The following is a 25,331-nucleotide window of genomic DNA, read 5'->3' as shown; positions in this document are numbered from 1 at the left end:
TGGCATTTTGTTCAATGAAGTCAAATACCAAGTTAGCAAGGTCTTCAAATTGCGTACTATGTACACAGAACTATAGCTGATAATATGCAGCGTCGCTTACGTCAGGAATAAACATGGCAAATATAGTCAATTTTGGTTCAGATATTCTTATCTGGTTAGGCATACTCGTATGTATTTGCCACAGTGCAGTCTTTTCAGGGCTGAACCTTGCATTTTTTAGTATGAGCCGACTGCAGCTTGAAGTCGAAGTAAAGCAAGGCAGCGAGGCTGCTAAAAGTATATTAAGACTCAGAGAGGACGCTAATTTTTTATTAGCCACGATATTGTGGGGCAATGTTTCAATAAACGTATTGCTAACGCTACTTTCTGACTCAGTTTTAGTTGGCGTGTCCTCGTTTTTGTTTTCCACAATTGTCATTACTTTTCTTGGTGAAATTATTCCTCAAGCCTATTTCTCGCGCAACGCATTAAAAATGGCTTCTTTACTTACTCCTGTGATTCGCTTTTACCAAAAAGTATTTTTCATTGTCGCCAAACCGACAGCCATCATGTTAGACGGCTGGTTAGGAAAAGAAGGGATCACGTATTTTCGAGAAGAAGAACTCAAGGCGATTATTACCGCACACGCTGAAGCAAATGAGGCTGCTGTTGTGCATGTTGAAGGACTAGGTGCATTAAACTTTTTAGAAATAGATAAAGTATCCGTCATGGAAGAGGGAGAAGAACTAGACCCCCAGAGCATTATTGAACTGCCATGTAAACTCGATTTACCAATTATTCCAGACGCGAACACTGAAGAGGGAAAGGTGTTTGTGGCTAAAGTTAATTCTTCTGGTCACAAATGGGTGGTGCTGGTTAACCATAAACAATCACCACAATTGGTGTTAGACGCAGATGGTTACTTGCGTTCATTGATGTTTGGTGACAAAAATGTGGATAGCTATCTGTTTTGTCATCGGCCAGTTATTATTAGAGATAAAAACTGCACACTTGGCAGAGCCTTGAGCGAACTCAAACAAGCCGCAAACCTTGAAGAAGTGTCCACCGATGTTTTAAATCATGACTTAGTTATATTGTGGACAAGCTCTGCTAAACGCGTAATTACTGGAGCCGATGTGCTCGGTCGATTATTGAAGGGAATTGGTCATGAAAATGGCTAAGATATATATAAATAATGCTGACTTATGAGAAAAGCTAAACATGACAATAAATAAGCAGTGGTGGGGAGAGTTTGAATTTAAACTTGGAGAAACCAAGTGTTGGCGAATCGATGACAGGCAAATCTCGATTAGGCGAAATCCTCACGAGTGGACAATCTGGAATCAAGAAACTGAATCTGAAATGCAAAAACCGATAGTGGTGAATAAGCCAGGCATGGACGAATCATTTGAGCACGTAGATTATAAAAGATACGTATTAGGCTCAACCAGTGAACAATTAATCATTGAACCTTCGCTCGCAGATAGAGCAATGATAGCAAGACCCAGTAAACCTTTAGTCGTATTGCCGGGCGAGGATATTACGGTTTTTATAAGCACGCCTTTATGGATGACTATTTTAGTTCCTCAGCGAGAAGTGCCGATTGCGGACATTCCTTTTTGGCGTCCTTCGGATTCATGGTTCGGCCCTTCTACCATGACCGGCGATTTATGTTATTCAAAATATACCGATGCCAAAATGGATGTAAAGAATCTTGAAAAACGCTCTCATCGCGCATCAACAAGGGTGACTATTAAGAATGCACTGGACGAACCTCTAAATATAGAAAGAATAAACTTGCCAGTACCTGCATTAAAACTATATGTGGATGAAAACGGCGAATTTTGGACAGACCATGTTTCTATTTTACAGAAAATCGAGCACTCCAAGCCAATTTCTCACATACGTCATTTACCACCGGAAAATGTTGGCAAAATGAAGCACGTATCAGAGTCGCGAGAATTAAGTAAGAAAACCTCGTTTTTATCCTCAATCAAAAGTTTAGTTGATTAACATTAATAAGTGAGACAAGAGGCAAATGAACGTACCTGTTGAAACCATCAGCTTACTTGAAAAGCTCCACGTTTTTGCAATTGGAAAAGCACTTTTCATCCTTATTGTGGGTTACTTTGTCGCAAAAGCGCTAAGCAATATGGTGATGAGATTTAATTTCGCACATATGTCGAATCACGGTCAGGTATTGCTTAAACGCGGTGTTTTCTATGGCGTTTTGATTCTCATGTTTATCTCCGCTTTGCGAGAATTAGGCTTCGACTTAAGCGTTGTTTTAGGTGCAGCAGGAATACTCAGTGTCGCTATCGGATTTGCATCACAAACATCGGCATCCAACTTAATTAGTGGTCTATTTCTTATGATGGAGAGACCATTTTCTATTGGCGATGTTATCCGTGTAGAACAAACGACCGGCGAAGTCATATCCATTGACTTACTATCCGTTAAAATTAGGACCTTCGATAATCTATTTGTTCGAATACCCAACGAATCGATGATCAAAACTCAAGTCACTACGCTAACCCGTTTTCCTATTCGCAGAGCTGATCTTAAAGTCGGTATTGCCTACAAAGAAGATATTGAAAAAGTGAAAAAGATTCTCGCAGATGTTGCAGAAAAAAATCTACTCTGCCTAAGTGAGCCAGTACCTTTGTTCATATTGCTCGGCTTCGGAACATCTTCTGTCGATATTCAATTTTCAGTATGGGCAAAACGCGAGAACTTTTTGTTATTGAAGAATAGTATTTATCAAGAAATAAAAGAGGCATTTGATAAGAATGGCGTTGAGATACCCTTTCCGCACCTGAGTCTTTATTCTGGCGAGGCATCTAAGCCAATTAACATAGCAGTCTCGTCGTCAGATAAAGAACAAAACGACTCTTAATCCTGCAAGGCTTTGTTAGCCTTGCAAGTGAAACGCTTCAATTAGTTGATTTGAATATCCAAATGGTATCCAGAATACTTCCTAACATTAATGACCCTATCATTATCTAATAATAAGTACTGGCCTTTTATGCCTTGCAGTTTTCCTTCAAAACCAAGCTCTTTGTCTAGGTTTATCGATTTTATCTTTGTAGGGTAAGTGTCCACTGGATAGCCAATATTAATAATTTCGGATTCCACCTCAGCGAGAGCCTGTATACCAAACTGATTTTGTAATTCGGTGAGCTCTGGTGCAGCGGTTTCCAGCAAGGTATTTTTCAAGGCTATCAAATCGATAGGCTCTGCATCCCCCTGTAGCATCTTTCGCCAATTTGTTTTATCCGCGATTTGTGATTTTAATGCAGTTTCAACTAAACCACTCATTAATCTATTCTGAACTCGTAAAATCGGGATCGCTTGCGAAGCACCTTGGTCAATCCACCTAGAAGACACGCCGTCGGTAACAAAGCGCGTAATACCTACTTTTGCATTTCCCGTATTTGACAGGTAAACGAAATGCGACTGCAGACAATTTTTTTCACCCCATGCTGGCTCTCTGCATGTTCCCTGGTCGTAATGACACTTTTCAGGCTTAATAATACAAGTGTCACACTGCGCCAACTTAGTCAGACAAGGATAACAATATCCTTGGTTGAAACTTTTCTTAGTTTTTCTACCACAGTGAACGCAATTGATGGTTGCTTGGTAGTTAATGGAAATATGCTTCCCTATTACATCGTTCATATTAAGTACGTTATCGCCAACATTTAGTTGATATTGCGCTACATTGTCGTCGTTGACGTCAACAGACATCTTTTTAATATTTCCAGAAAATACGGTCATAAAACTCTTCGGCTAAACTTATATGGTGGAATGATAAAGTTATCTTACATCGCTTACAAATAAGAGATGGAAATAATTCAATAGAAATCATATTTAACAAGCTAGTCTTCAGTTGTATGCGAATGTGTTACCGTAGCTTTAGCGAATTATTTGTGCTAATTCAATCGACATTATCTTACTTTTTATGGATTTTATATGCAGCCCAGCAATCTCAAAGAGACTTTTGCGTTATTGGAAAGTGCAAAAAGCGAATCGCTCAAATACTTAGACAACGCGGACCGCCTGCCAGTTTATCCAACAAACGATGCACTAAGCCTGTTGGCATTATTTGATGAAGATCTGCCAGATAATCAAAACAACCCCAGCGATACTCTATGCAAGTTAGCTGAATTAGGCTCACAGACGATTGTAAATACTGGCGGGAGCCGATATTTCGGTTTTGTAAACGGTGGTATTCTTCCTATTGGTCTTGCTTCTCGCTGGCTGGCTGATGCTTGGGATCAAAATGCGGCATTGGAAGTAATGTCTCCCTTATCGGCTAAGTTAGAGCAGGTTTGTGAACAATGGCTAGTTGAGCTACTACAATTGCCTGATACAACTAAAATGGGACTTGTTGGCGGTACTTCAGTTGCAACACTTTGCGGCTTGGCTGCAGCTAGAAATCATCAATATAACAAGCTTAACTGGAATGTGAATGAAAAGGGCTTAATTGGCGCGCCACGCTTACGTTTCATTATGGGAGGCCAAACACATGGAACCGTTAGTAAAATGATTCGTCTTCTTGGTTTTGGGTCCCAGTCGATGAAAATCGTGCCATCCGACGATCAGGGGCGACTTAACGTTGCTTGTTTACCTCCGCTTGATGAAACTTGCGTTTTAGTGCTGCAGGCCGGAAACGTATGCTCCGGCTCATTTGATGATTTTACCGCTCTGTGCGCTGCAGCAAATAAAGCAGGTGCATGGTGCCACATTGATGGTGCTTTTGGTTTGTGGGCTGCAGCTTCACCATTACTGCGACATCTGACCTCAGGAATTGAATTGGCCGATTCGTGGGCAGTGGATGGACACAAGACTTTAAATACGCCTTATGACTGCGGCATAATTTTATGCAAGCATCCTTCTGCCATTACTGAAGCGTTGCATCAACAGGGAAGTTATATTGAATTTGGTAAAAGCAGAGATAATATGATCTACACTCCCGACATGTCTCGCAGAGCCCGAGGTATCGATCTGTGGGCCTGCATGCATCACCTTGGCAAAAATGGTATTGCCTTATTAATTGAAAGACTTCATGAGGGTGCTAGATATCTTGCTGAACGGCTGCAGGAATGTGGTTTGCCCATCGCGAATGTAATCCATTTTAATCAAGTTATTGTTCACGCAGGGAATGAAGCATTAACTCAACAGGTTTTGAAGCATATACAAGCTAACGGCGTTATCTGGTGTGGTAGCGCGATTTGGAAAGGCATGTTTATTATAAGATTGAGTGTTTGCTCATGGCAAACGAATAAAACAGATTTAGATGTAGCAATAGAAGCACTGGCGTCTGCACTGCATTTAACAGAAGAAACCGACCATACTAATCAGACCACCCACCCATAAGCAATGCGTTTTCTCGTGTCTAGAAAGAAAAAACCCGTCGCGAGGACGGGTTCTTAAATGGGAGCCTGACGGTGTGCTACTCTCACATGGGGAAACCCCACACTACCATTGCCGCTAATACGTTTCACTTCTGAGTTCGAAATGGATTCAGGTGGTACCGTATCGCTATTGCCGTCAGGCATAAGCTTGGTGCAGAATCATCGCGCTCTTTGCGATGGCTTCTGCGCAACTGATGTCTCTCTCGCCACAGGGCGGTAGATGACAACAATTACATTAATCTTTGTTTTAACATATTTAGAAAGCTAATAATCAATGTCTCTATTCAACGCAGAGTCACTACTCTGTCTTACTTTATTTGATTTGGCTACTTGTCACACTTCAACCCTTTCGCTTACGCTACTTTGGTGTTGTATGGTTAAGCCGCACGGGCAATTAGTACAGGTTAGCTTAACGCCTTACGACGCTTCCACACCCTGCCTATCAACGTTGTAGTCTACAACAACCCTTCAGGACAGTTAAACTGTCTGGGATGACTCATCTCTGGGCTCGCTTCCCGCTTAGATGCTTTCAGCGGTTATCGATTCCGAACGTAGCTACCGGGCAATGCCATTGGCATGACAACCCGAACACCAGCGGTTCGTCCACTCCGGTCCTCTCGTACTAGGAGCAGCTCCCATCAATCATCCAACGCCCACACCAGATAGGGACCGAACTGTCTCACGACGTTCTAAACCCAGCTCGCGTACCACTTTAAATGGCGAACAGCCATACCCTTGGGACCGACTTCAGCCCCAGGATGTGATGAGCCGACATCGAGGTGCCAAACACCGCCGTCGATATGAACTCTTGGGCGGTATCAGCCTGTTATCCCCGGAGTACCTTTTATCCGTTGAGCGATGGCCCTTCCATTCAGAACCACCGGATCACTATGACCTACTTTCGTACCTGCTCGACGTGTCTGTCTCGCAGTTAAGCTGGCTTATGCCATTGCACTAACCTCCTGATGTCCGACCAGGATTAGCCAACCTTCGTGCTCCTCCGTTACGCTTTGGGAGGAGACCGCCCCAGTCAAACTACCCACCAGACACTGTCCACACCCCCGATCAGGGGGCAATGTTAGAACATCAAACGTACAAGGGTGGTATTTCAAGGTAGGCTCCACATCATCTGGCGACAATGCTTCAAAGCCTCCCACCTATCCTACACATGTAGGGTCAATGTTCAGTGCCAAGCTGTAGTAAAGGTTCACGGGGTCTTTCCGTCTAGGTGCGGGTACACAGCATCTTCACTGCAATTTCAATTTCACTGAGTCTCGGGTGGAGACAGCGAGGCCATGGTTACACCATTCGTGCAGGTCGGAACTTACCCGACAAGGAATTTCGCTACCTTAGGACCGTTATAGTTACGGCCGCCGTTTACCGGGGCTTCGATCAAGAGCTTCGCTTGCGCTAACCCCATCAATTAACCTTCCGGCACCGGGCAGGTGTCACACCGTATACGTCATCTTTCGATTTAGCACAGTGCTGTGTTTTTAATAAACAGTCCCAGCCTCCTGGTCACTGCGGCCCTCAGATGCTCATGCAGCAAGTGCAATCACAAATAAGGGCGTACCTTCTCCCGAAGTTACGGTACAATTTTGCCGAGTTCCTTCACCCGAGTTCTCTCAAGCGCCTTAGTATTCTCTACCTGACCACCTGTGTCGGTTTGGGGTACGGTTCGATATATCATAAGTTTAGAGGCTTTTCCTGGAAGCAGGGTATTTGCTACTTCGTCACCTTAGTGACTCGTCTCGTGTCTCAGGCATGTAGAATTCCGGATTTTCCTAAAATTCAACCCTACGCACTTTCACTTGGACTACCAACGCCAAGCTAGCATAACCTTCTCCGTCCCCCCTTCACTGATATACCAAGTACGGAAATATTAATCCGTTTCCCATCGACTACGCATTTCTGCCTCGCCTTAGGGGCCGACTTACCCTGCCCTGATTAGCATGGGACAGGAAACCTTGGTCTTCCGGCGGGGAAGTTTTTCACTCCCCTTATCGTTACTCATGTCAGCATTCGCACTTGTGATATGTCCAGCAAACCTCTCGATTCACCTTCAGCCACTTACACAACGCTCCCCTACCACTTGAACCTAAGTTCAAATCCGCAGCTTCGGTATATTGCTTAGCCCCGTTACATCTTCCGCGCAGGCCGACTCGACTAGTGAGCTATTACGCTTTCTTTAAAGGATGGCTGCTTCTAAGCCAACCTCCTAGCTGTCTTAGCCTTCCCACTTCGTTTCCCACTTAGCAATATTTTGGGACCTTAGCTGGCGGTCTGGGTTGTTTCCCTCTTCACGACGGACGTTAGCACCCGCCGTGTGTCTCCCGGATAGTTCTCATCGGTATTCGGAGTTTGCAAAGGGTTGGTAAGTCGGGATGACCCCCTAGCCTTAACAGTGCTCTACCCCCAATGGAATTCGTCCGAGGCTCTACCTAAATAGATTTCGGGGAGAACCAGCTATCTCCCGGTTTGATTGGCCTTTCACCCCCAGCCACAAGTCATCCGCTAACTTTTCAACGTTAGTCGGTTCGGTCCTCCAGTTGATGTTACTCAACCTTCAACCTGCCCATGGCTAGATCACCGGGTTTCGGGTCTATACCTAGCAACTAAACGCGCAGTTAACACTCGCTTTCGCTACGGCTCCCCTATTCGGTTAACCTTGCTACTAAATATAAGTCGCTGACCCATTATACAAAAGGTACGCAATCACCCTACAAGTGGGCTCTCACTGCTTGTACGTATACGGTTTCAGGTTCTATTTCACTCCCCTCACAGGGGTTCTTTTCGCCTTTCCCTCACGGTACTAGTTCACTATCGGTCAGTTAGGAGTATTTAGCCTTGGAGGATGGTCCCCCCATCTTCAGTCAGGATAACACGTGTCCCGACCTACTTAATATGGCAACTATGAGGCTTCGTGTACGGGGCTATCACCCTGTATCGCTGTGCTTTCCAACACATTCCACTACCTCATAATTACTCGGCTGCTCCCCGTTCGCTCGCCGCTACTTGGGGAATCTCGGTTGATTTCTTTTCCTAAGGGTACTTAGATGTTTCAGTTCCCCTCGTTTGCTTCGTTAGGCTATGAATTCACCTAACGATACCGCCGAAGCGGTGGGTTTCCCCATTCGGACATCTGTGGCTCAAATGCTTTTTGTCAGCTCACCACAGCTTTTCGCAGACTTACACGTCCTTCATCGCCTCTAACTGCCTAGGCATCCACCGTATACGCTTAGTCACTTAACCATACAACCCAAAATAGCGTACGTATTCACCCCGCCAAGAATGAAAACATGCGCATTTTATCAGCCACCGCCTTTTTAATCGGCAACTGTGGTGCAGCTTAACGATTGCTCGTAATCTGCTAGTCGTATGCATGACAAGTTTTGCTAATCAAATATCGTGTAGAATTTTCGCGCCTTTCAGCGGAAACTTCTACGCAACCGATGTATCACTCGCCTAATGACGGTTAATGACATCAATCACTTACACTTTGTCAGATAGAGTAGCGTTGAAAGAATCTCATTCAACCTAAGTTGAATTTAATTCATCAATTACTCTTTCGTTAAATATTGATTACTAATTATCAGCTTTCCAAATTGTTAAAGAACAGTGACACACTAATGCGTCACTTTTAAGGTTTAAAAAACCTTAATGGATAAACATTCAATATGCGTATTCATTAAGGTTGTTGCCTTTTCATGTAAGGTCAATTTCCATCACAGAAATTGGTGGAGCTTAGCAGGATCGAACTGCTGACCTCCTGCGTGCAAGGCAGGCGCTCTCCCAGCTGAGCTAAAGCCCCTTACATGCGAGTAAAAATGTATTTTGGGATTTTAACAAGGCGGAAGCTACCGAAGTGTGCTTTTGCACATGAGGTGGCGTCCAACGCAGTAAAAATCACAAAATGGTAGGCTTGGGCAGACTTGAACTGCCGACCTCACCCTTATCAGGGGTGCGCTCTAACCAGCTGAGCTACAAGCCTATGTTGCAGGCTTATATTGCCTAAACTACTTTTTTACTCTTTCTTTTATATAACAAGATAATCTGTGTGAACACTGCATTAAGAACGCGCAACTAATAGTAAGGAGGTGATCCAACCCCAGGTTCCCCTAGGGTTACCTTGTTACGACTTCACCCCAGTCATGAAACACAAAGTGGTAATCGTCCTCCCGAAGGTTAGACTAACTACTTCTTTTGCATCCCACTCCCATGGTGTGACGGGCGGTGTGTACAAGGCCCGGGAACGTATTCACCGTAGTATGCTGACCTACGATTACTAGCGATTCCGACTTCATGGAGTCGAGTTGCAGACTCCAATCCGGACTACGACGAGCTTTAAGGGGTCCGCTTACTGTCACCAGTTTGCATCCCTTTGTACTCGCCATTGTAGCACGTGTGTAGCCCTACTCGTAAGGGCCATGATGACTTGACGTCGTCCCCACCTTCCTCCGGTTTGTCACCGGCAGTCTCCTTAGAGTACCCAACTTAATGCTGGCAAATAAGGACAAGGGTTGCGCTCGTTGCGGGACTTAACCCAACATCTCACGACACGAGCTGACGACAGCCATGCAGCACCTGTATCTTGGTTCCCGAAGGCACTAATTCATCTCTGAAAAATTCCAAGTATGTCAAGAGTAGGTAAGGTTCTTCGCGTTGCATCGAATTAAACCACATGCTCCACCGCTTGTGCGGGCCCCCGTCAATTCATTTGAGTTTTAACCTTGCGGCCGTACTCCCCAGGCGGTCTACTTATCGCGTTAGCTTCACTACTCACGGATTAAATCCACAAACAGTTAGTAGACAGCGTTTACGGTGTGGACTACCAGGGTATCTAATCCTGTTCGCTACCCACACTTTCGCACATGAGCGTCAGTTATTGACCAGAGAGTCGCCTTCGCCACTGATGTTCCTCCAGATATCTACGCATTTCACCGCTACACCTGGAATTCCACTCTCCTCTCCAAAACTCTAGTCTGCCAGTTCTAAATGACCATCCCACGTTGAGCGCGGGGCTTTCACATCTAGCTTAACAGACCGCCTGCGTGCGCTTTACGCCCAGTAATTCCGATTAACGCTTGCACCCTCCGTATTACCGCGGCTGCTGGCACGGAGTTAGCCGGTGCTTCTTCTGTTGCTAACGTCACAGCTGACGGGTATTAACCGTCAACCTTTCCTCACAACTGAAAGTGCTTTACAACCCGAAGGCCTTCTTCACACACGCGGCATGGCTGCATCAGGCTTTCGCCCATTGTGCAATATTCCCCACTGCTGCCTCCCGTAGGAGTCTGGACCGTGTCTCAGTTCCAGTGTGGCTGATCTTCCTCTCAGAACAGCTAGAGATCGTCGCCTTGGTGAGCCTTTACCTCACCAACTAGCTAATCTCACCTGGGCTTCTCTTTGCGCGGGAGCCGAAGCCCCCTTTGACCCGTAGGTATCATGCGGTATTAGCCATCGTTTCCAATGGTTATCCCCCACACAAAGGCAAATTCCCAGGCATTACTCACCCGTCCGCCACTCGACATCATCTAGCAAGCTAGACATGTTTCCGTTCGACTTGCATGTGTTAGGCCTGCCGCCAGCGTTCAATCTGAGCCATGATCAAACTCTTCAATTAAATTTTTTGTAAATCGTTTTTTGTTGTCGACACTCTTAATGAGTGCCCACACAGATTGTCTTGTTATAAATTGTTAAAGAACATGCCAGCTTCTTTCTATTTCACTGGCGGCTTGAAAGTCACGTCATGTGCCGTCTCAAGCGGGATGCGTATACTACCTGCATCGTTTTTATTGTCAAGGTTTTTTGCAATTTAATTTGAATTTATTTTTAACCGAAGTAAACGATAAAACCAATTCAAACTGCCCTAAAACATCCTGTTCGTGCGAACCAGCAAACTACTGTTTGGCTGCCTCCCTTGAACAGAGCGCGCATTCTACAGAATCAAATAAAGTGTTCAAGTCTTTTTATTAAAAAAAGTGAAAAACATGCCAAACAAGTGATTACCCGTTCTAAATACGACCAAATCGAATGAAATTCGTGCAATTAACAACAAATATCATGTTGAAGTAATAGTTTACTGGCAAAATTAACTTAAAACCGTCATATTGTATGTGCCTTTTACATAACATTAACAACAATAAGAGAAGGAAAGGTTATGGTATCCGTTAAAGCGCCACTATTACTCGTGGCTTCAATCGTGCTCGCCGTGATTGGATTTTTTGTCGCAGGTCCAATACTTGGTGAAGGAACATCCAGTATTGCAAAATCAATGTTTTCAGCGGGAGTTCTTCTAAATGCTGTTTTAATCTTTATATTAAGCAGCATGACAAAATCTTCCTCTTCAGTAACCACAGCACCAGTAAGTAGTCCCACTACATCTGCATCTACTGACGTTGAATCTGATGAAGACGTTTCTACTTTATATGTAGGAAATTTGCCTTATCGCGCTAACGAACAAATAGTCAAAGAGCATTTTGAGAAATTTGGTTACGTTAGATCAGTAAGATTAATGAAAGACAAACGAACTGGAAAACGAAAGGGATTTGGATTTGTTGAAGTAGCAGCGCAGGAAGCTGATTCAATGATAAAAGAACTCAATGATTCAGAGTTTGAAGAAAGAACAATAAAAGTAAGGCCCGCTAAGGATAAAGTGGCTTAAATTTATTATTCATAGAAGTAAATAAAAGCCCGCTACTCAGCGGGCTTTTCATTTGTAGGAAGCTCGGGTTTATCTATGTTCAACCCTTCCAGAAGTTTTGCATTAAATGTGTGGAAACGATTGATCGCGGTCAAAATATCTGGCACCTGCACATCCTTCATCTCATTCACTAGGCTGTTTATAATCGAGTTAAAGTCTTCTTGAGACCCAAGCTGTTCATTGGCTTGCTTCATCCCATTTAATACTTTGTTTAAATATTCAGCTACGGCTTTCGGCGCTTTCAAATCTGTACTAGGCGCTTCTGAATATTGCTGCACCTCACCATACTTTTGAATTTTCTGTGAGCTTTCGACTTTAGTCAGCTGTAAAGCAAAGCTTTGTAGCTCCTTATTATCATAACCAATATCAAGTGCTTTTTCGTAAGCTTGTTCTATGTTTCCGCGATAAAACATATTAGCAACGTCATCGGCTTGAGCAACCAGGTCACCAATAGCTTTTAGTTCGCCCTCATCAAGCTCGCCTCTCACCTGTATCGAAAAGCTAGTTGTTTGTTGGTAAACAAATTTACTCTGTGAATTGCCGTTGTCTGCAGAAAAGCTCTCAGTTGAAGTATTTTCTCGCATTCCAAAACTAATTTGAACTTCATCACCGTCTCTTGTGCGCACAGAGAACTCGCTCAATTCAGCTTTCTGAATCGATAGAGAATTACTGACTATCGATGTGTTCTTCTCAGTTTTATCAAAGATACTGGTTTCAAGATCCTTAATTCCATCAAAAATAGACGCTTTACTGTTAGCAATTCCTTCTTTGACTTCATCAGTCGCTTTGTCGCCTAGTTCATCTTCAGCTAATTTAATGCCTTTGGACACACCATACCGAGCTTGTTCAAACAATGAGTTTAATTTGTCATCAGGTGCACCATCAGACGCCGCCTTTTTAATGACATTACCAACAAAGTTTAAAACATTGCGCGCTACTTCTTCAAAATCAAAAAGTGGCTTTTTAGCCTTCTGCTCGTCATCGTCAGTTTTCGCGCTTACATCGCTTGTTCGCCCTTCAATTGTCAGGCTTTGGCTAATAGACACGCCAAGTACTCGCGCGGCCACCTTTCGGTTATCCGAAATGTCTTGATTTGCGTTTGCAAAAGACTGTTGAAGCTCTCTAGCTTGCTTCAAACCATCCTGCTGCAATTGCTTGTTTAGCGCTACGTCAGGACGAACCACTTTTGGTTGTTCTGACTGTACAGCTTTAATTTCACCTAAATTCATTGCGAATACCTCTCTATCCTCAGCATCCTTATCGGCATGTAAAAATAAAACCTTTAGCTTTAACTTGGTAAATTTTTAAAAAACTTTACAATTCACGTTCAAGAATTAATTTAAGGAAATGCATGTCAGTCGATCTTAGCGAAAAATATCAACGTCAACTTGATGAGAAAACGAATAGAGTCAAAGAGTTACTCTCTACGTTTTATGAATCAACAATTGATATTTACGCCTCTCAGCCCAGTAATTTTAGAATGAGAGCGGAATTTCGGATTTGGCATGACGGGCCTGATACCTACCACATCATGTTTGATAAAGTGGATAAAGAACAATATCGAGTAGACCAATTGGCAGCAGCAAGTAAGGTCATTAACAGTGGTATGCAGATAATGACGGAAGCGTTTGCAGGAAACGAAGTACTCAGAAGGAAGCTATTCCAAGTTGATTATTTGAGTACGCTCACTGAAGAGCTTTTGGTAACAATGATTTATCACAAGCAGCTTGATGAAGAGTGGGAAGCTGAAATTCAACAATTAAAATCAGCCTTTCCTAAACATTTTAACGTTAACTTTATTGGTCGCTCGAAAAAACAAAAAGTTATGTTAGATAATGACTTCGTTATAGAGAAACTCTCAATAAAAGATAAGACATACCAATTTAAACAAATTGAAAATAGCTTTACGCAACCTAACGCAAAAGTAAATTGCAGTATGATTGAGTGGGCTATGGCGCAAGTGAACGACAAAAGTAGAGACTTGTTGGAGCTGTATTGTGGCTCAGGTAATTTTTCTGTCCCTTTGGCTAGCTGCTTCAAAAGCGTATTGGCTACAGAAATTTCAAAGACATCAGTTAACGCAGCTCAGTTTAATATAGCCGCGAACAACATTGACAACCTCGATATAGTGAGACTTTCTAGCGAGGAGTTTGTTGAAGCAATGACGGGCGTAAGAGAATTTAAGCGCCTAAAAGACGTGAATTTAAGCGACTATGATTTTTCAACCGTTTTAGTCGATCCTCCAAGGGCAGGTATAGACGACAAAACGATAGCGCTTATCCAGCGCTTCGATAACATCATTTACATATCGTGCAATCCACTCACCTTAGCGGACAATTTACAAGAACTCAGCAAAACACACAAAGTTAAACGCGCGGCGCTATTCGACCAGTTTCCATTTACAGAACACATTGAAAGTGGCGTTTATTTGGAGCGTCGCTGATAAAAATACATTCAGAGGAATAAATAAAGAACAAACGAGAGCCAGCTTTAGCGTAACGAGTACTGTAATGCACCAAGCTGCACAAAGCGGAGTTGAAGCTTGACTCGTTTGGCCGTTTCAGCAACTGAGGATTTGTCGGAATCAAGCGCCTCTGCGCCGGCACTGAATACAAGCTTCACCATAGCTTCCGCCTGCATTGTCGCAATTGCTCGCGGTAACCTTAACTGCAAAACAATATAGTCACTGAGCTCTTCAATAAAGTGCTGTATTTCTCTGGCAACAGCTGCTCGAAACGCGCCAGAAGTGCCCGTGTGTTCGCGCAGCAACAAACGAAAGACGTTTTTATTATCGGTGATAAATTCCATAAAGGTATCAACGGAAATGTCTATAACTCCGCCACCGGCCTCTATCCGCTGCCTGGCTTGGCGCATTAATTGGCGCAGCGCTAAGCCTGCCTCATCAACTAGTGTTAAGCCGAGGTCATTAATATCAGTGAAATGCCGATAAAAAGAAGTGGGTGCTATTCCAGCTGCGCGAGCTACTTCGCGCAAGCTCATAGCAGATAGACTTTTATCTTCATCTAATAAGCTAAAGGCGGCATCTACGATACGTTGTCTTGTTTGGAGTTTTTGTTCTTGTCTACTCATATGTACATAGAATACATCAAAAATTGTCATTTTAAGAACTTTATTTCTTGCCAAATAAGCCAACAAAAGTTAAGTTAGCGTACAGTTGTAAGCTGAAATTTTAAAGGTATCTCTTGAATAAACCTCCCATTATAATTACCAACGTATTAGTTTTTAGTGTTCTGACACTAATAGCACTGGTAGGGACACCAATGTGGGCACTAAGTTACGGATTTGACTGGGTCGAAATAGGCGCAGCCATTTTTCTTTTTTATTTTACCGGTATGTCGATTACAGCTGGTTATCATCGTCTTTGGTCTCACAAGACATATAGCGCACATCCGATAGTTCGCTTCATTTTGGCCGTCGGCGGTGCAATGACATTGCAAAACAGCATTTTACATTGGTCTTCAGATCATCGTGTTCACCACAAGCATGTTGATATTGACGACGCCGATCCGTACTCAGCGAGCAAAGGCTTTTGGTTTTCGCATATCGGTTGGATGCTGCGTGAATACCAAGCTACCCGATATGCAGATTACAGTAACTGCAAAGACTTACAAAAAGACAAAATTGTCATGTGGCAACATAAGTATTACTTACCTATCGTGCTGGTATCGAACTTTGGTATATGTATTTTGTTAGGTTGGTTAAATGGCGATATTTTAGGCATGGTGTTACTCGCCGGGGTGACTCGACTTGTACTGGTTCACCACGTCACGTTCTTCATAAACTCACTGGCACACATGTGGGGTTCTCGCCCGTTCACGGACAAAAACTCAGCGCGCGACAATGGAATATTAGCATTCTTTACATTTGGCGAAGGCTATCATAATTTCCATCATATATTTGAGTATGACTATCGAAATGGTGTGAAGTGGTGGCAGTTTGATCCAACGAAATGGATGATAAAAGGTTTGTCATACGTGGGCTTAACAAACAATCTTAGGACTTGCCCTGAAGAGCGTATTGAAAAAGCTAAATTAGAAATGCAGCTTAAATATGCTCATGATAAGGCGATAACGTTGCCGAACGCAGAAGAAATTGTTGTCAAAATTCAACATGAATATGATGTTTTAATGCAGCGCATGGGTGAATATTATGCCACTAAAAAGCGTCTGGTAAATATGAAGAAGAAGAATTTGCAGGCTACATATGAGCGCTTAGAGCTTGATTTTAAATATAAAGAATTGAAGCAAACTCTTGCTGTTCAAAAACAAAAGTGGCGAACAATGTACTCATTCTACTTAGAGCCTCAAACGGCTTAATTGTTGCACTTATACAAAAGGATGCCTCGGCATCCTTTTTTTATTTCTAAATAATAAAGCAATGGTTAAAAGCTTAGATGTTTAGATGTTGTTGCTACAAGTCTCGGTGCTATAACGTACGCTAATTCTGACCGTGCGTAAAAACCTAACAAAATGAGTGTGCCGTCCTCGCTCACCTCACAAGCATGCTCCCTATGACCCAGCGCCTTTTCAGCGTGTGGTAACTTTATCACCAAAAACCATAAGACATAAAAAAACCTCCGATTAGGAGGCTTCTTCTATGTCTTTGCGCACTATTAGTTTTTGGCTAAATATGCATCTCTGTGCGCCACAACATCAATCGACATTGTTTTTGGATTGAAAGTCATAGTTGCAATTGCTCTATCACTAACATCACTGGCTTTTTGGAATACAGCTTCTTCAGCTCGTTTGAAGACTAAATTTGATGCAATTTGCTGGCTCATACACTCACTGTTCATCTCGAAAGTGGTTTTATCCATACAATTAAATAACTTAGCTTCACCGGACTTTGCGTTCGCTGACATTGCGATCGCAGAAACTGTTATTAACATGATTGCTTTTAAGTACTTCATATCAGTTCTCGGTGAATTAACAGTAGAGAGAGTATATGCATTGATAACCTAGAATTCAAGCGAAAACACACAAATATTACATTAATATTACAGTTAAACGACAAAACCATGAATTATTGACATAAAGCAGTTATTAATTAAACAATTAACACCGTTAATTGACAGGATTATGTTTGTTCATATTCTAGTTTAATAAATGAGGCATCATTTAGGTATTATCTGGCGCAACTTTTTGGTAACTGTGCGACAGTAGGTATGTTTTAAGATCACTGAATGGCATTGGCTTTGCAAACAAGTATCCCTGCGCCTCATCGGTACCCAGCTTTAGCATTTGGCTGGCTTGGCTTTTTCTCTCGACACCCTCTGCAATCGTAATAAGACCCAACTGCTTTCCTAAATTAACGATTGCCTGTGCTATAAATGCATCTTTGTTAGTATCTATATCTTTAACAAACGATCTATCAATTTTAAGACGGTCCAAGGGGAGTTTTTGAATATAACTCATAGAAGAAAATCCCGTGCCAAAATCGTCAATCGCAATATGTACGCCGAATGCTTTGAGTTGATTAAGCGCTTGTATTACTATTTCTGGTTCATCCATTACAACCGATTCAGTGATTTCCAACTCCAATAGCTTAGGCGGTATTCCATGCAAATCGATGACATATTTTACGTAATTAACGAAACTCTGATCTCTGAATTGCAGGACTGACACATTAACTGCCATTCGAATATGCGAATAGCCCGCTGCGATTAATACTTTCAGCCGACGCACACTCTCAGCTAACACCCATTTACCGATTTCAACAATTAAGCCGGAATACTCAGCAAGCGGGACAAAAACCTCTGGAGATATAAACTCTCCTTTTGAATCACGCCAACGTAATAACGCTTCAACCCCTACCGTTTCTTCTGTCAGCAGATCAATTTGTGGTTGATACCAGACTTCAAGTTTTTCGCATTCAAAGTCATGCTGTAAATTTCTGATAATATCTAAGCGCTTTCGAGTTTCGTCATCCATCGCAGGTGAATAGAATGCAGCATTTTTTGAAATGCTTTTCTTTGCATGATTAAGCGCAACGTTAGCGCAACGCAGTTGATAAATAGCGTCGACATTGGCCTGTATTTCATAAAAGCCGATATTTACATTGATCAGTAGCGCATGAGAACTAACCGAAAAAGGCTCTCTGAACAAATCATTAATAATATGGGGCGCCACAAAACTTGCATCTCCGATAATGCCAAATACATCCCCAGTAATACGACCTATTTGAATTCCATCGCTAAAAGAATTTACTAGCCGTTTAGATACAGCCACTAACAAAGAGTTGCCGATATCTTGTCCTAGTCCGTCATTGATATCGGAAAAATGGCTCAAGTCGACAAGCGCTAACTGCTTTCGAACGGTGAGATCCGTTTTCATTGCACTTATTAGATTAATAAATTCATTTCTATTAGGAAGCTTAGTTAACCAGTCGTTAAACGATGTTGTCTTCAACTTACTATATAAATTTACATTTTCAAGACCAATAGATATTTGCGACGCCATTGTCTCCGCGATTTTTTGTTCACTGACTTCCAAAGCAGTCGCAGACTCAAAGTAAATTAATGATTCAAGCCCTGAGTAGTTAAGGTACATCAAGTTGTCTTTAGAGGAGTAATAATGCGTTTTAGAATCAAAGCAATGTTGGACAAGCTTGGCTAGTCTTTTTGGTAGTGCAGTTGCTGCATCATTTTGAAGAATAGGTAAGAAAGCATTTATTGCACCTATCACATATAAATTGTTGCTGTCTTTATCAAGCAAGTGGCCAGCCCTAGAAACGCAAAGCGCGCTGCCTGATAGACCAAGAACATCATTCATTTTTGCTAATTGATATCCTAGATAATCCATTACAGAGCCGACAGAAGACGGACTCATTGCCGTATCATTGATCGCATCTAAACCTGACATTAATTTCGCGTTCATCGACATTTTTTCAGCACACCCTCTGAGCATATAGCCAAAGTAAATTTATCAAAGCATGGCTACACTATAGAATAATTTGCACAAAAAACCAGCACTGAAGGCTGGTTTTTAATGTTTCATAAGACTTTGTTTTGGCTATATATAAAAAGGTTTGTGCCGGGAGTTTTTATATACCATCGCCATCACCAAATTCATGTAAACCACACTCACGCTTCAAGCCAAAGAAGCGCGTATCTTGCTCTGACATTCCGTCTTGCAAAGCCATCGTTGTGTGCCAATCGCCAATCGAAACGAAACCTTTTTCCCATAGGGGGTGATAAGGCAATTGATTCGCTTTCAGGTATTCATGCAGTTGCTTGTTCGATTGATCAAGAATAGGGTGAATCTTAAATTGCTTGCTCTGCTTTTGTAGGACTTTAAGGTTGCCGCGTGAATCGGATTGATCTCTGCGCAAGCCCGCAAACCAAGTTTTGACATTAAGATCGTCAATTGCCCGCTTCATCGGTTCAACTTTGTTTAACTTATTATATATTTCAATGCCTTCCACGCCCTGTTCCCATAATTTACCGTGTCGCGCTTCTTGCCAAGCAGCACTGAGTTTCGCGGAGTAAACATGCAAATTTAAATCTAAACGCGACACCATCTCATCAATAAATTGGTATGTTTCTGGAAATAAGTAACCGGTGTCTGTAAGCACTACCGGTGTGCCTGGCGCTACTTGGTTGATCAAATGAAGCATCACTGCAGACTGAGCACCAAAACTCGAAGACAGCATATGATTGCTAGGTAAATTGTCTAAGGCCCATTCAACACGTTTTATAACAGGCATGGCTTCAAGCGTCTGGTTTAACTCAACCAGAAACTCGCTATCAATATCGAAATCAAGTGTCCCTTCTGGTCTTAATTGATGTGCTAGATTAGTCATAGAAGTCCCTTGCAGAGTCGACAACAGGTGCGATGATGCCGGCTCTAATTACGTAGTCACCAAACGATTCACTAGGAGTTCGCTCTTTTGACCAGCGACCAATTAATTCATCTAAGTGCCCCATAATTTCTGTATCGGTAATATTCTCTTTATACATACGAGGTATTCTGGTGCCCTGACGGTCTCCTCCAATATGGAAGTTATATTTACCGGGGCCCTTCCCTACCAAACCAACTTCGGCCAGCATTGCACGACCACAGCCATTCGGGCAGCCTGTTACCCTATAAATAATACTGTCATCTTGCATACCGTGTTTTGCAAGTATGCCTTCAATTTCAGTCACAGCCTCTGGCAAATAACGCTCAGCTTCTGCCATAGCAAGAGGGCATGTTGGCAATGACACACAAGCCATAGAGTCTTTACGTTGATTAGATACGCTGGCTTCCATCAAACCATGTTTAATAGCAAGCGCTTCTATGCGTGCTTTTTGTTCAAGCGCGACGCCTGCAACGATCAGGTTTTGGTTGGCCGTCATTCTAAAATCACCCTGATGTATTTTAGCGATTTCTGCGCAGCCTGTTTTCAGCGTTTTACCTGGATAATCCAGAATACGGCCGTTTTCAATGAACAACGTCAGGTGATGCTTGCCATCAATTCCTTCAACCCATCCAAAACGATCGCCACGACTAGTGAATTCGTATGCTCTGCTTGCTGCGAACTTAACGCCAGCACGTTTTTCTACTTCCGCTTTGAAATTCTCAACACCAACGCGCTCTAAGGTGTATTTGGTCTTTGCATTTTTACGATTAACCCTGTTGCCCCAATCGCGCTGCGTTGACAATACAGCAGCGGCAATATCGAGAGTCTTATCCAATTCAATAAAGCCAAAATCATCAGCTTTACGAGGGAACGTAGAATGGTCACCGTGAGTCATCGCTAAGCCACCGCCCACAAGGACATTGAAACCGATAAGCTCACCATCTTCGGCAATCGCAACAAAATTCAAATCATTTGCATGCACGTCCACATCGTTTTGAGGTGGTATCACAATGGTTGTTTTAAACTTACGCGGTAAATAATTCTTACCTAGTATTGGCTCATCTTCTTGCGTTGAATCAACTTTTTCACCGTCTAGCCAAATTTCAGCGTAGGCATTTGTTTTTGGTAACAAATGCTCACTGATTTTTGTCGCCCAATCCCACGCCTGTTTATGTACTTTTGACTCAATAGGATTCGATGTACACAGTACGTTGCGGTTAACGTCACCGGCTGTCGCAATAGAGTCTATACCTGCTTTATGCAAGGTTTGATGCATCAGCTTCATATTAGGTTTAAGGACCCCGTGAAACTGGAAAGTTTGACGAGTAGTTAAACGAATACTGCCATACATAGTGTAATCGGCTGCGAATTTATCAATTACCAACCATTGATGGGGTTGAATAACGCCACCAGGTAGTCGGGCACGAAGCATCACATTATGCAGAGGCTCCAGTTTTTGTTTCGTTCTTTCTGCACGAATATCGCGGTCATCCTGCTGGTACATTCCGTGAAAACGAATAAGTTGGAAGTTATCTGCAGTGAAACCGCCAGTAACGTCGTCTTTCAAATCGTCAGAAATCGTGCCGCGAAGCAAGTGGCTTTGCCCTTTCATTCGCTCGTTATCAGCAAGTTTACCTTCAACTTTAAATTTGTTGTCGTCGCTCATTAGTAAACATCCTTCTGGTAACGTTTTGATTTGCGTAAGTTCGTTACGTATTCTTTTGCTTCAGCAGTGGTTTTATTGCCATGCTCAGCGACTAAGTCTAATAAAGTGGTTTCCACGTCTTTAGCCATTCGTAAAGCGTCGCCACAGATATAAAAATGAGCGCCCTGCTCCAACCAATCAAACACTTCCTTGCCGTTCTCTTTCAATCTGTCTTGGACATAAATCTTGTTGGCCTGGTCACGAGAAAACGCTAAGCTTATTTTGCTCAACAAACCCGACTTTAAATAGCCTTGCCATTCGGTTTGATATAAAAAATCTTGGGTAAAATTGGGATTACCGAAAAACAACCAATTCTTACCCTCTGCTTCTACCGCATCTCGCTCTTGCATAAATGCTCTAAATGGCGCTATACCTGTGCCTGGACCGATCATAATAATCGGCGTATTTGGATCGGATGGAAGTCTGAAGTTATCGTTATTTTCAACGTAAACATTCAGCTTATCGCCTTCTTTCAATCGAGTTGAAAGGAAACCAGAAGCACCACCTTGGTGAGTGAAACCGTTGGCTTCATACTCGATGTGGGCAACTGTTAAATGCACTTCATCCTCTACCTCAGCTTGACTTGATGCGATAGAGTAAAGTCTTGGCGTGATAGGTCTAAGCGCATCTACGAGTTCTTGAGCTGAAATTTTAGCGGGGAACTTCTCGGTAATATCAACAATTTGCGAAACAGATAAGTATTCTCTCAAAGCCGCTTTATCTTCCATTAGCTCTGCGAGTTCCTGATGCGCGGTTTGCGCTTGATATTTTTTCACAAAACCTGGATAACTTAAGGTCAGTTCAAGTTTATTAAGCAGGGCATCGAGCAGTGTAAACTCGGTCTCAGCAATTAATACTTTGTCTTCAGCGTTTGTTGAGGTCGCTGCTAATATGCGCTGTACCATTGCTTCGTCGTTGCTAAACCAAACGCCTAGTGCATCGCCGGGTTTGTATACAATTCCACTGCCTTCTAAAGAAACTTCAATATGGCGAATATCTTTGACCGAATCTCGCGCCGTTATTTTCAAGCTTTCACTCAAGCTAGCGGCGAACGGGTTCTTTTTATTGTAAAGAGACTCAGCGACAGCGTTGGCGGCGGGAGTCAAATTAATCACCTGCTCGGTTACCACTGGCTTTAATTCATCTTTTAACTTGGCATTCAACGATACAGTCCAGTCAGCGACTACCGACTCGTAGTCAACATCGCAATCTAATCTTTCAACTAAGGCCGTTGCACCAAGGGCTAACAAACGAGACTCAAAGTCCTTGCCGGTTTGACAGAAGAATTCATAACTGGTGTCGCCCAAACCCACTACCGCAAACTTTAGATTTGGCAGTTTAGGCGCTTTTTTACTTGCTAAGAACTCGTATAATTCCACGGCATCATCAGGAGCATCTCCCTCGCCGTGGGTACTAACAATAACAACGAGATGAGTTTCATTTTTCAACTGACGCGGCTTATAGTCGCTCATGCTTACTACATTTGCTTTGTATCCTTGCTCTAACGCAGAGGCTTTATAGCTATTAGCTACGCCTTTTGAGTTACCTGTTTGCGAGCCATAAAGGATGGTCAACGTAGGCTGCAAGGATGCTTGTTCTGTTGTTTGTGAAGAAGCAGGGATCGGTAGCGCATTAGCAGCACCCGCTAAGCCAGCTAAGAAACCGCTTGCCCAGATAAGCTGGTTGCTATTTAAAGAAGAAGCCGCACTAGAAAGCAACTGTAGTTGCTGTTCTGTTAATGCTGAAAAGTTGTTGTTGCCGTTATTTGTTGTCATTAATCGTTAACCTTAGCTAGTACGCTGCTAAGATTAACGACTTTTTATCATAACTTGAAAGACTTAAATCAGATTTTTTATTACTTTTTAGACTTAAAAACTATGTAATAAGATGAAAGTTTTTAAAAATCAAATTCTAAACCGACGAATACACCTTTAAAATCAAGATTTGTATACAGGTCGTCGAGGTCATCTAACTCAACCTTCATCGATCTATAACCTGCTTGCAAGGTCATATCCAAAGCAAGCGTTTCAACGAAACTATAGGTAATAGCTGCTTGAAAGTCTGATACGGTGCTATCGCCTAACGCTAAAAAACTGCCTTCAGCATAAAGTCCCAAACCAGTAAACGGTAATCCAACTTCAGCTTTTGCATATCCCATAGGGATAACGCCTGAAAAGTCTTCAGATACCATTCTGTTGCCGCTCGTTTCCGATACCATAATAGTACCGTCAATGTATTTACCGTTGATACCTACATCGATACTTACTAGGTCGTTATCTAGAATTTCATAGTACAAAATAAAATCTGTACCTGTCATTTCAATGTCTGTCGTCAGGTTGGTGTCTGCACTATAAACCTCGTCGTTAAACTCAAACGTTGACGTAAGTGTCGTCACGCCATTCGTGTCTAACATTGTTCGGTTTATTTTAATATTTGGTATCAATGGAACAGGATGCTCTAATGCAACATAGAATGAACCATTTGTTTGATCATCAAACGAAAAGTTAGTGACACTTTCGTTATTAGAAAAGCCACCGTCTACGCCCATATTCCATGCCTGCGCTCCTACATAAGCGCCAAGTAGGGTATCGGCCTGCACCGGAGCAACTGCTGCAGCTGCTAACAACGCACAACCTAAAAGTGACTTCTTCATATTTTATCCTTGATTTAATAATTCTGATAATTCGATTAGAGCAGCATTTGCTCTTGAAATATAGTTCGCCATTACTAACGAGTGATTAGCTAACATACCAAAGCCGTCTCCGTTTAATATCACGGGCGAAAACATGGTTTCTTGAGTTGCTTCTAATTCACGAATAATTTGACGTACGCTAACCGTCGCGTTTTTATTCTCCAATACATCTTTAAAATCTATCTCTACGGCTTTCAAAAAGTGCAGCAAAGCCCAACTTGCGCCGCGCGCTTCATAAAAGTTATTGTCTAACTGAAACCAACTCGTTTTGTTGCTAACGACTGGACTTTGCGGTGTCGATTGTGTTGCTTTAGAGTCGCCGGCGAGCTCAGTATTGATCACGTCTGAGCCTACACTGGCACTCAGCTTTTGCGACATACTTCCTAATCTCTTTTCCATCTGCTTTAACCAATCACGCAAGTTGTCAGCTCTAGCATAAAATTGAGTATTCGAATTAGTAATATTGCCAAGCTCAGCCTGATACAAGTAAAGTTGCTCTATGGCTTTTTCATAGCGAGATTCGGAGGAAGGCAAAATCCAGCGGTTACTGTCATTATTAAAAAACGGTTGGGCTTCAACTAAATAGGGATTTTCGAGAGACTGTGATTGCGAACGACTGAAGTCTTTACGCATAGAGAGCGCAAGATCTCTGCTCATTTCTAAAACACCAAACTCCCAAGCTGGTATGTTATCCATAAAAATGCCAGGAGGCAGTACATCGTTTGTAATGTACCCACCGTTTTTATAAAGCATTTCTTCAGTCACTCGGATAAGCGCTGATGTTGTTGTGTATCCTGTTACTACTTGATGACCTTTTTGAGCCGCCATGTCTTGTGCATTTTTGCGCACGTCAAATGTGTTTGGCTCAAAACTCCACCAAAAACCGAGTAATGCGAACAGCAGGATGATGAGTGCGATACCCGCAGAAACTGTCTTCGTAGAAAAAAACTGTGTCATAAATATCCTTTGACTTTT

The 25,331-nt window shown here is 42.6% G+C and carries 17 protein-coding genes, 2 tRNA genes and 3 rRNA genes; 7 read left to right on the top strand and 15 right to left on the bottom strand.

Annotated elements, in window-relative coordinates; translation table 11 throughout:
- Positions 1-113 precede the first annotated feature (113 nt).
- From GNIT_RS03985 to GNIT_RS03975, 3 genes are read left to right on the top strand one after another with little or no spacing between them, the layout of a single operon-like run.
- Complete coding sequence (locus GNIT_RS03985; RefSeq protein ID WP_014107852.1) at positions 114-1,160, top strand: DUF21 domain-containing protein; 1,047 nt, start codon at positions 114-116, stop codon at positions 1,158-1,160.
- Between the two features lie 40 nt (positions 1,161-1,200).
- Positions 1,201-1,992, top strand: coding sequence for a DUF432 domain-containing protein (locus GNIT_RS03980; RefSeq protein ID WP_014107851.1), 792 nt, complete (start codon positions 1,201-1,203; stop codon positions 1,990-1,992).
- Positions 1,993-2,017: 25 nt separating this feature from the next.
- Positions 2,018-2,875, top strand: coding sequence for a mechanosensitive ion channel family protein (locus tag GNIT_RS03975; protein WP_014107850.1), 858 nt, complete (start codon positions 2,018-2,020; stop codon positions 2,873-2,875).
- Positions 2,876-2,916: 41 nt separating this feature from the next.
- Here the strand turns inward: GNIT_RS03975 and GNIT_RS03970 are convergent, their stop codons facing one another.
- Entirely contained in the window at positions 2,917-3,756 is an 840-nt protein-coding gene (locus GNIT_RS03970; protein ID WP_014107849.1) for a DUF2797 domain-containing protein, read from the bottom strand.
- Positions 3,757-3,951: 195 nt separating this feature from the next.
- On the opposite strand from GNIT_RS03970, the gene GNIT_RS03965 reads away from it, so the two are divergent.
- Positions 3,952-5,358, top strand: coding sequence for a pyridoxal phosphate-dependent decarboxylase family protein (locus GNIT_RS03965; protein ID WP_014107848.1), 1,407 nt, complete (start codon positions 3,952-3,954; stop codon positions 5,356-5,358).
- Positions 5,359-5,421: 63 nt separating this feature from the next.
- Here GNIT_RS03965 and rrf read toward each other — a convergent pair.
- The 5 genes from rrf to GNIT_RS03940 form a co-directional block, all read right to left on the bottom strand.
- Positions 5,422-5,537 (bottom strand): 5S ribosomal RNA (gene rrf / locus GNIT_RS03960).
- 232 nt (positions 5,538-5,769) lie between these two features.
- Positions 5,770-8,648: ribosomal RNA gene (locus GNIT_RS03955) — 23S ribosomal RNA — on the bottom strand.
- Between the two features lie 483 nt (positions 8,649-9,131).
- Positions 9,132-9,207, bottom strand: a tRNA-Ala gene (locus tag GNIT_RS03950).
- Positions 9,208-9,310: 103 nt separating this feature from the next.
- Positions 9,311-9,387 (bottom strand) — tRNA-Ile (locus tag GNIT_RS03945).
- A gap of 99 nt (positions 9,388-9,486) precedes the next feature.
- A 16S ribosomal RNA gene (locus tag GNIT_RS03940) occupies positions 9,487-11,019 on the bottom strand.
- Together the 16S, 23S and 5S rRNA genes with 2 tRNA genes alongside form the textbook arrangement of a ribosomal RNA operon.
- A gap of 537 nt (positions 11,020-11,556) precedes the next feature.
- Here GNIT_RS03940 and GNIT_RS03935 point away from each other — a divergent pair.
- On the top strand, positions 11,557-12,060 hold the full coding sequence (locus tag GNIT_RS03935; protein WP_014107847.1) for an RNA recognition motif domain-containing protein: 504 nt from the start codon (positions 11,557-11,559) through the stop codon (positions 12,058-12,060).
- A gap of 32 nt (positions 12,061-12,092) precedes the next feature.
- On the opposite strand, the gene GNIT_RS03930 is transcribed toward GNIT_RS03935, so the two are convergent.
- Positions 12,093-13,328, bottom strand: coding sequence for a DUF5610 domain-containing protein (locus tag GNIT_RS03930; protein WP_014107846.1), 1,236 nt, complete (start codon positions 13,326-13,328; stop codon positions 12,093-12,095).
- Positions 13,329-13,450: 122 nt separating this feature from the next.
- Between GNIT_RS03930 and trmA the strand changes: the two genes are divergently transcribed.
- Positions 13,451-14,542, top strand: a complete 1,092-nt coding sequence (gene trmA / locus GNIT_RS03925) for a tRNA (uridine(54)-C5)-methyltransferase TrmA (protein WP_014107845.1) — start codon at positions 13,451-13,453, stop codon at positions 14,540-14,542.
- A gap of 47 nt (positions 14,543-14,589) precedes the next feature.
- Here the strand turns inward: trmA and fabR are convergent, their stop codons facing one another.
- Positions 14,590-15,189, bottom strand: a complete 600-nt coding sequence (fabR, locus tag GNIT_RS03920) for an HTH-type transcriptional repressor FabR (RefSeq protein ID WP_014107844.1) — start codon at positions 15,187-15,189, stop codon at positions 14,590-14,592.
- 113 nt (positions 15,190-15,302) lie between these two features.
- On the opposite strand from fabR, the gene GNIT_RS03915 reads away from it, so the two are divergent.
- Complete coding sequence (locus tag GNIT_RS03915; protein ID WP_041246289.1) at positions 15,303-16,436, top strand: acyl-CoA desaturase; 1,134 nt, start codon at positions 15,303-15,305, stop codon at positions 16,434-16,436.
- Between the two features lie 296 nt (positions 16,437-16,732).
- Here GNIT_RS03915 and GNIT_RS03910 read toward each other — a convergent pair whose 3' ends face one another.
- The 7 genes from GNIT_RS03910 to GNIT_RS03880 all read right to left on the bottom strand — a co-directional run bounded on the left by GNIT_RS03910 (position 16,733) and on the right by GNIT_RS03880 (position 25,313).
- A complete protein-coding gene (locus tag GNIT_RS03910) occupies positions 16,733-17,029 on the bottom strand; it encodes a hypothetical protein (protein WP_014107842.1) in 297 nt (98 codons plus the stop codon).
- Between the two features lie 208 nt (positions 17,030-17,237).
- Positions 17,238-18,995 carry a bifunctional diguanylate cyclase/phosphodiesterase gene (locus GNIT_RS03905; RefSeq protein WP_158307646.1) on the bottom strand — a complete coding sequence of 586 codons (1,758 nt, stop codon included), beginning with the start codon at positions 18,993-18,995 and terminating at the stop codon, positions 17,238-17,240.
- Positions 18,996-19,161: 166 nt separating this feature from the next.
- A complete protein-coding gene (locus GNIT_RS03900; protein ID WP_014107840.1) occupies positions 19,162-19,920 on the bottom strand; it encodes a phosphoadenylyl-sulfate reductase in 759 nt (252 codons plus the stop codon).
- Positions 19,913-21,625, bottom strand: coding sequence for an assimilatory sulfite reductase (NADPH) hemoprotein subunit (gene cysI / locus GNIT_RS03895; protein WP_014107839.1), 1,713 nt, complete (start codon positions 21,623-21,625; stop codon positions 19,913-19,915). Before cysI ends, GNIT_RS03900 begins: the two co-directional genes overlap by 8 nt.
- Complete coding sequence (locus GNIT_RS03890) at positions 21,625-23,439, bottom strand: assimilatory sulfite reductase (NADPH) flavoprotein subunit (RefSeq protein WP_014107838.1); 1,815 nt, start codon at positions 23,437-23,439, stop codon at positions 21,625-21,627. Before GNIT_RS03890 ends, cysI begins: the two co-directional genes overlap by 1 nt.
- A 122-nt stretch (positions 23,440-23,561) precedes the next feature.
- Complete coding sequence (locus GNIT_RS03885) at positions 23,562-24,317, bottom strand: TIGR04219 family outer membrane beta-barrel protein (RefSeq protein ID WP_014107837.1); 756 nt, start codon at positions 24,315-24,317, stop codon at positions 23,562-23,564.
- 3 nt (positions 24,318-24,320) lie between these two features.
- A complete protein-coding gene (locus GNIT_RS03880; RefSeq protein WP_014107836.1) occupies positions 24,321-25,313 on the bottom strand; it encodes a DUF2333 family protein in 993 nt (330 codons plus the stop codon).
- Between the last annotated feature and the right edge of the window lie 18 nt (positions 25,314-25,331).

The organism is Glaciecola nitratireducens FR1064, assembly GCF_000226565.1.
Taxonomy (GTDB): Bacteria; Pseudomonadota; Gammaproteobacteria; order Enterobacterales; family Alteromonadaceae; genus Glaciecola; species Glaciecola nitratireducens.
Note: the sequence above shows the minus strand (reverse complement) of the source record. Positions and strands in the feature narration are given on the sequence as shown.

Bases quoted from the DNA above. Each gene is read 5' to 3' on its own strand.
- GNIT_RS03985 (WP_014107852.1), top strand. From the start codon at position 114: ATGGCAAATATAGTCAATTTTGGTTCAGATATTCTTATCTGGTTAGGC.
- GNIT_RS03980 (WP_014107851.1), top strand. From the start codon at position 1,201: ATGACAATAAATAAGCAGTGGTGGGGAGAGTTTGAATTTAAACTTGGA.
- GNIT_RS03975 (WP_014107850.1), top strand. From the start codon at position 2,018: ATGAACGTACCTGTTGAAACCATCAGCTTACTTGAAAAGCTCCACGTT.
- GNIT_RS03970 (WP_014107849.1), bottom strand. From the start codon at position 3,756: ATGACCGTATTTTCTGGAAATATTAAAAAGATGTCTGTTGACGTCAAC.
- GNIT_RS03965 (WP_014107848.1), top strand. From the start codon at position 3,952: ATGCAGCCCAGCAATCTCAAAGAGACTTTTGCGTTATTGGAAAGTGCA.
- GNIT_RS03935 (WP_014107847.1), top strand. From the start codon at position 11,557: ATGGTATCCGTTAAAGCGCCACTATTACTCGTGGCTTCAATCGTGCTC.
- GNIT_RS03930 (WP_014107846.1), bottom strand. From the start codon at position 13,328: ATGAATTTAGGTGAAATTAAAGCTGTACAGTCAGAACAACCAAAAGTG.
- trmA (WP_014107845.1), top strand. From the start codon at position 13,451: ATGTCAGTCGATCTTAGCGAAAAATATCAACGTCAACTTGATGAGAAA.
- fabR (WP_014107844.1), bottom strand. From the start codon at position 15,189: ATGAGTAGACAAGAACAAAAACTCCAAACAAGACAACGTATCGTAGAT.
- GNIT_RS03910 (WP_014107842.1), bottom strand. From the start codon at position 17,029: ATGAAGTACTTAAAAGCAATCATGTTAATAACAGTTTCTGCGATCGCA.
- GNIT_RS03905 (WP_158307646.1), bottom strand. From the start codon at position 18,995: ATGAACGCGAAATTAATGTCAGGTTTAGATGCGATCAATGATACGGCA.
- GNIT_RS03900 (WP_014107840.1), bottom strand. From the start codon at position 19,920: ATGACTAATCTAGCACATCAATTAAGACCAGAAGGGACACTTGATTTC.
- cysI (WP_014107839.1), bottom strand. From the start codon at position 21,625: ATGAGCGACGACAACAAATTTAAAGTTGAAGGTAAACTTGCTGATAAC.
- GNIT_RS03890 (WP_014107838.1), bottom strand. From the start codon at position 23,439: ATGACAACAAATAACGGCAACAACAACTTTTCAGCATTAACAGAACAG.
- GNIT_RS03885 (WP_014107837.1), bottom strand. From the start codon at position 24,317: ATGAAGAAGTCACTTTTAGGTTGTGCGTTGTTAGCAGCTGCAGCAGTT.
- GNIT_RS03880 (WP_014107836.1), bottom strand. From the start codon at position 25,313: ATGACACAGTTTTTTTCTACGAAGACAGTTTCTGCGGGTATCGCACTC.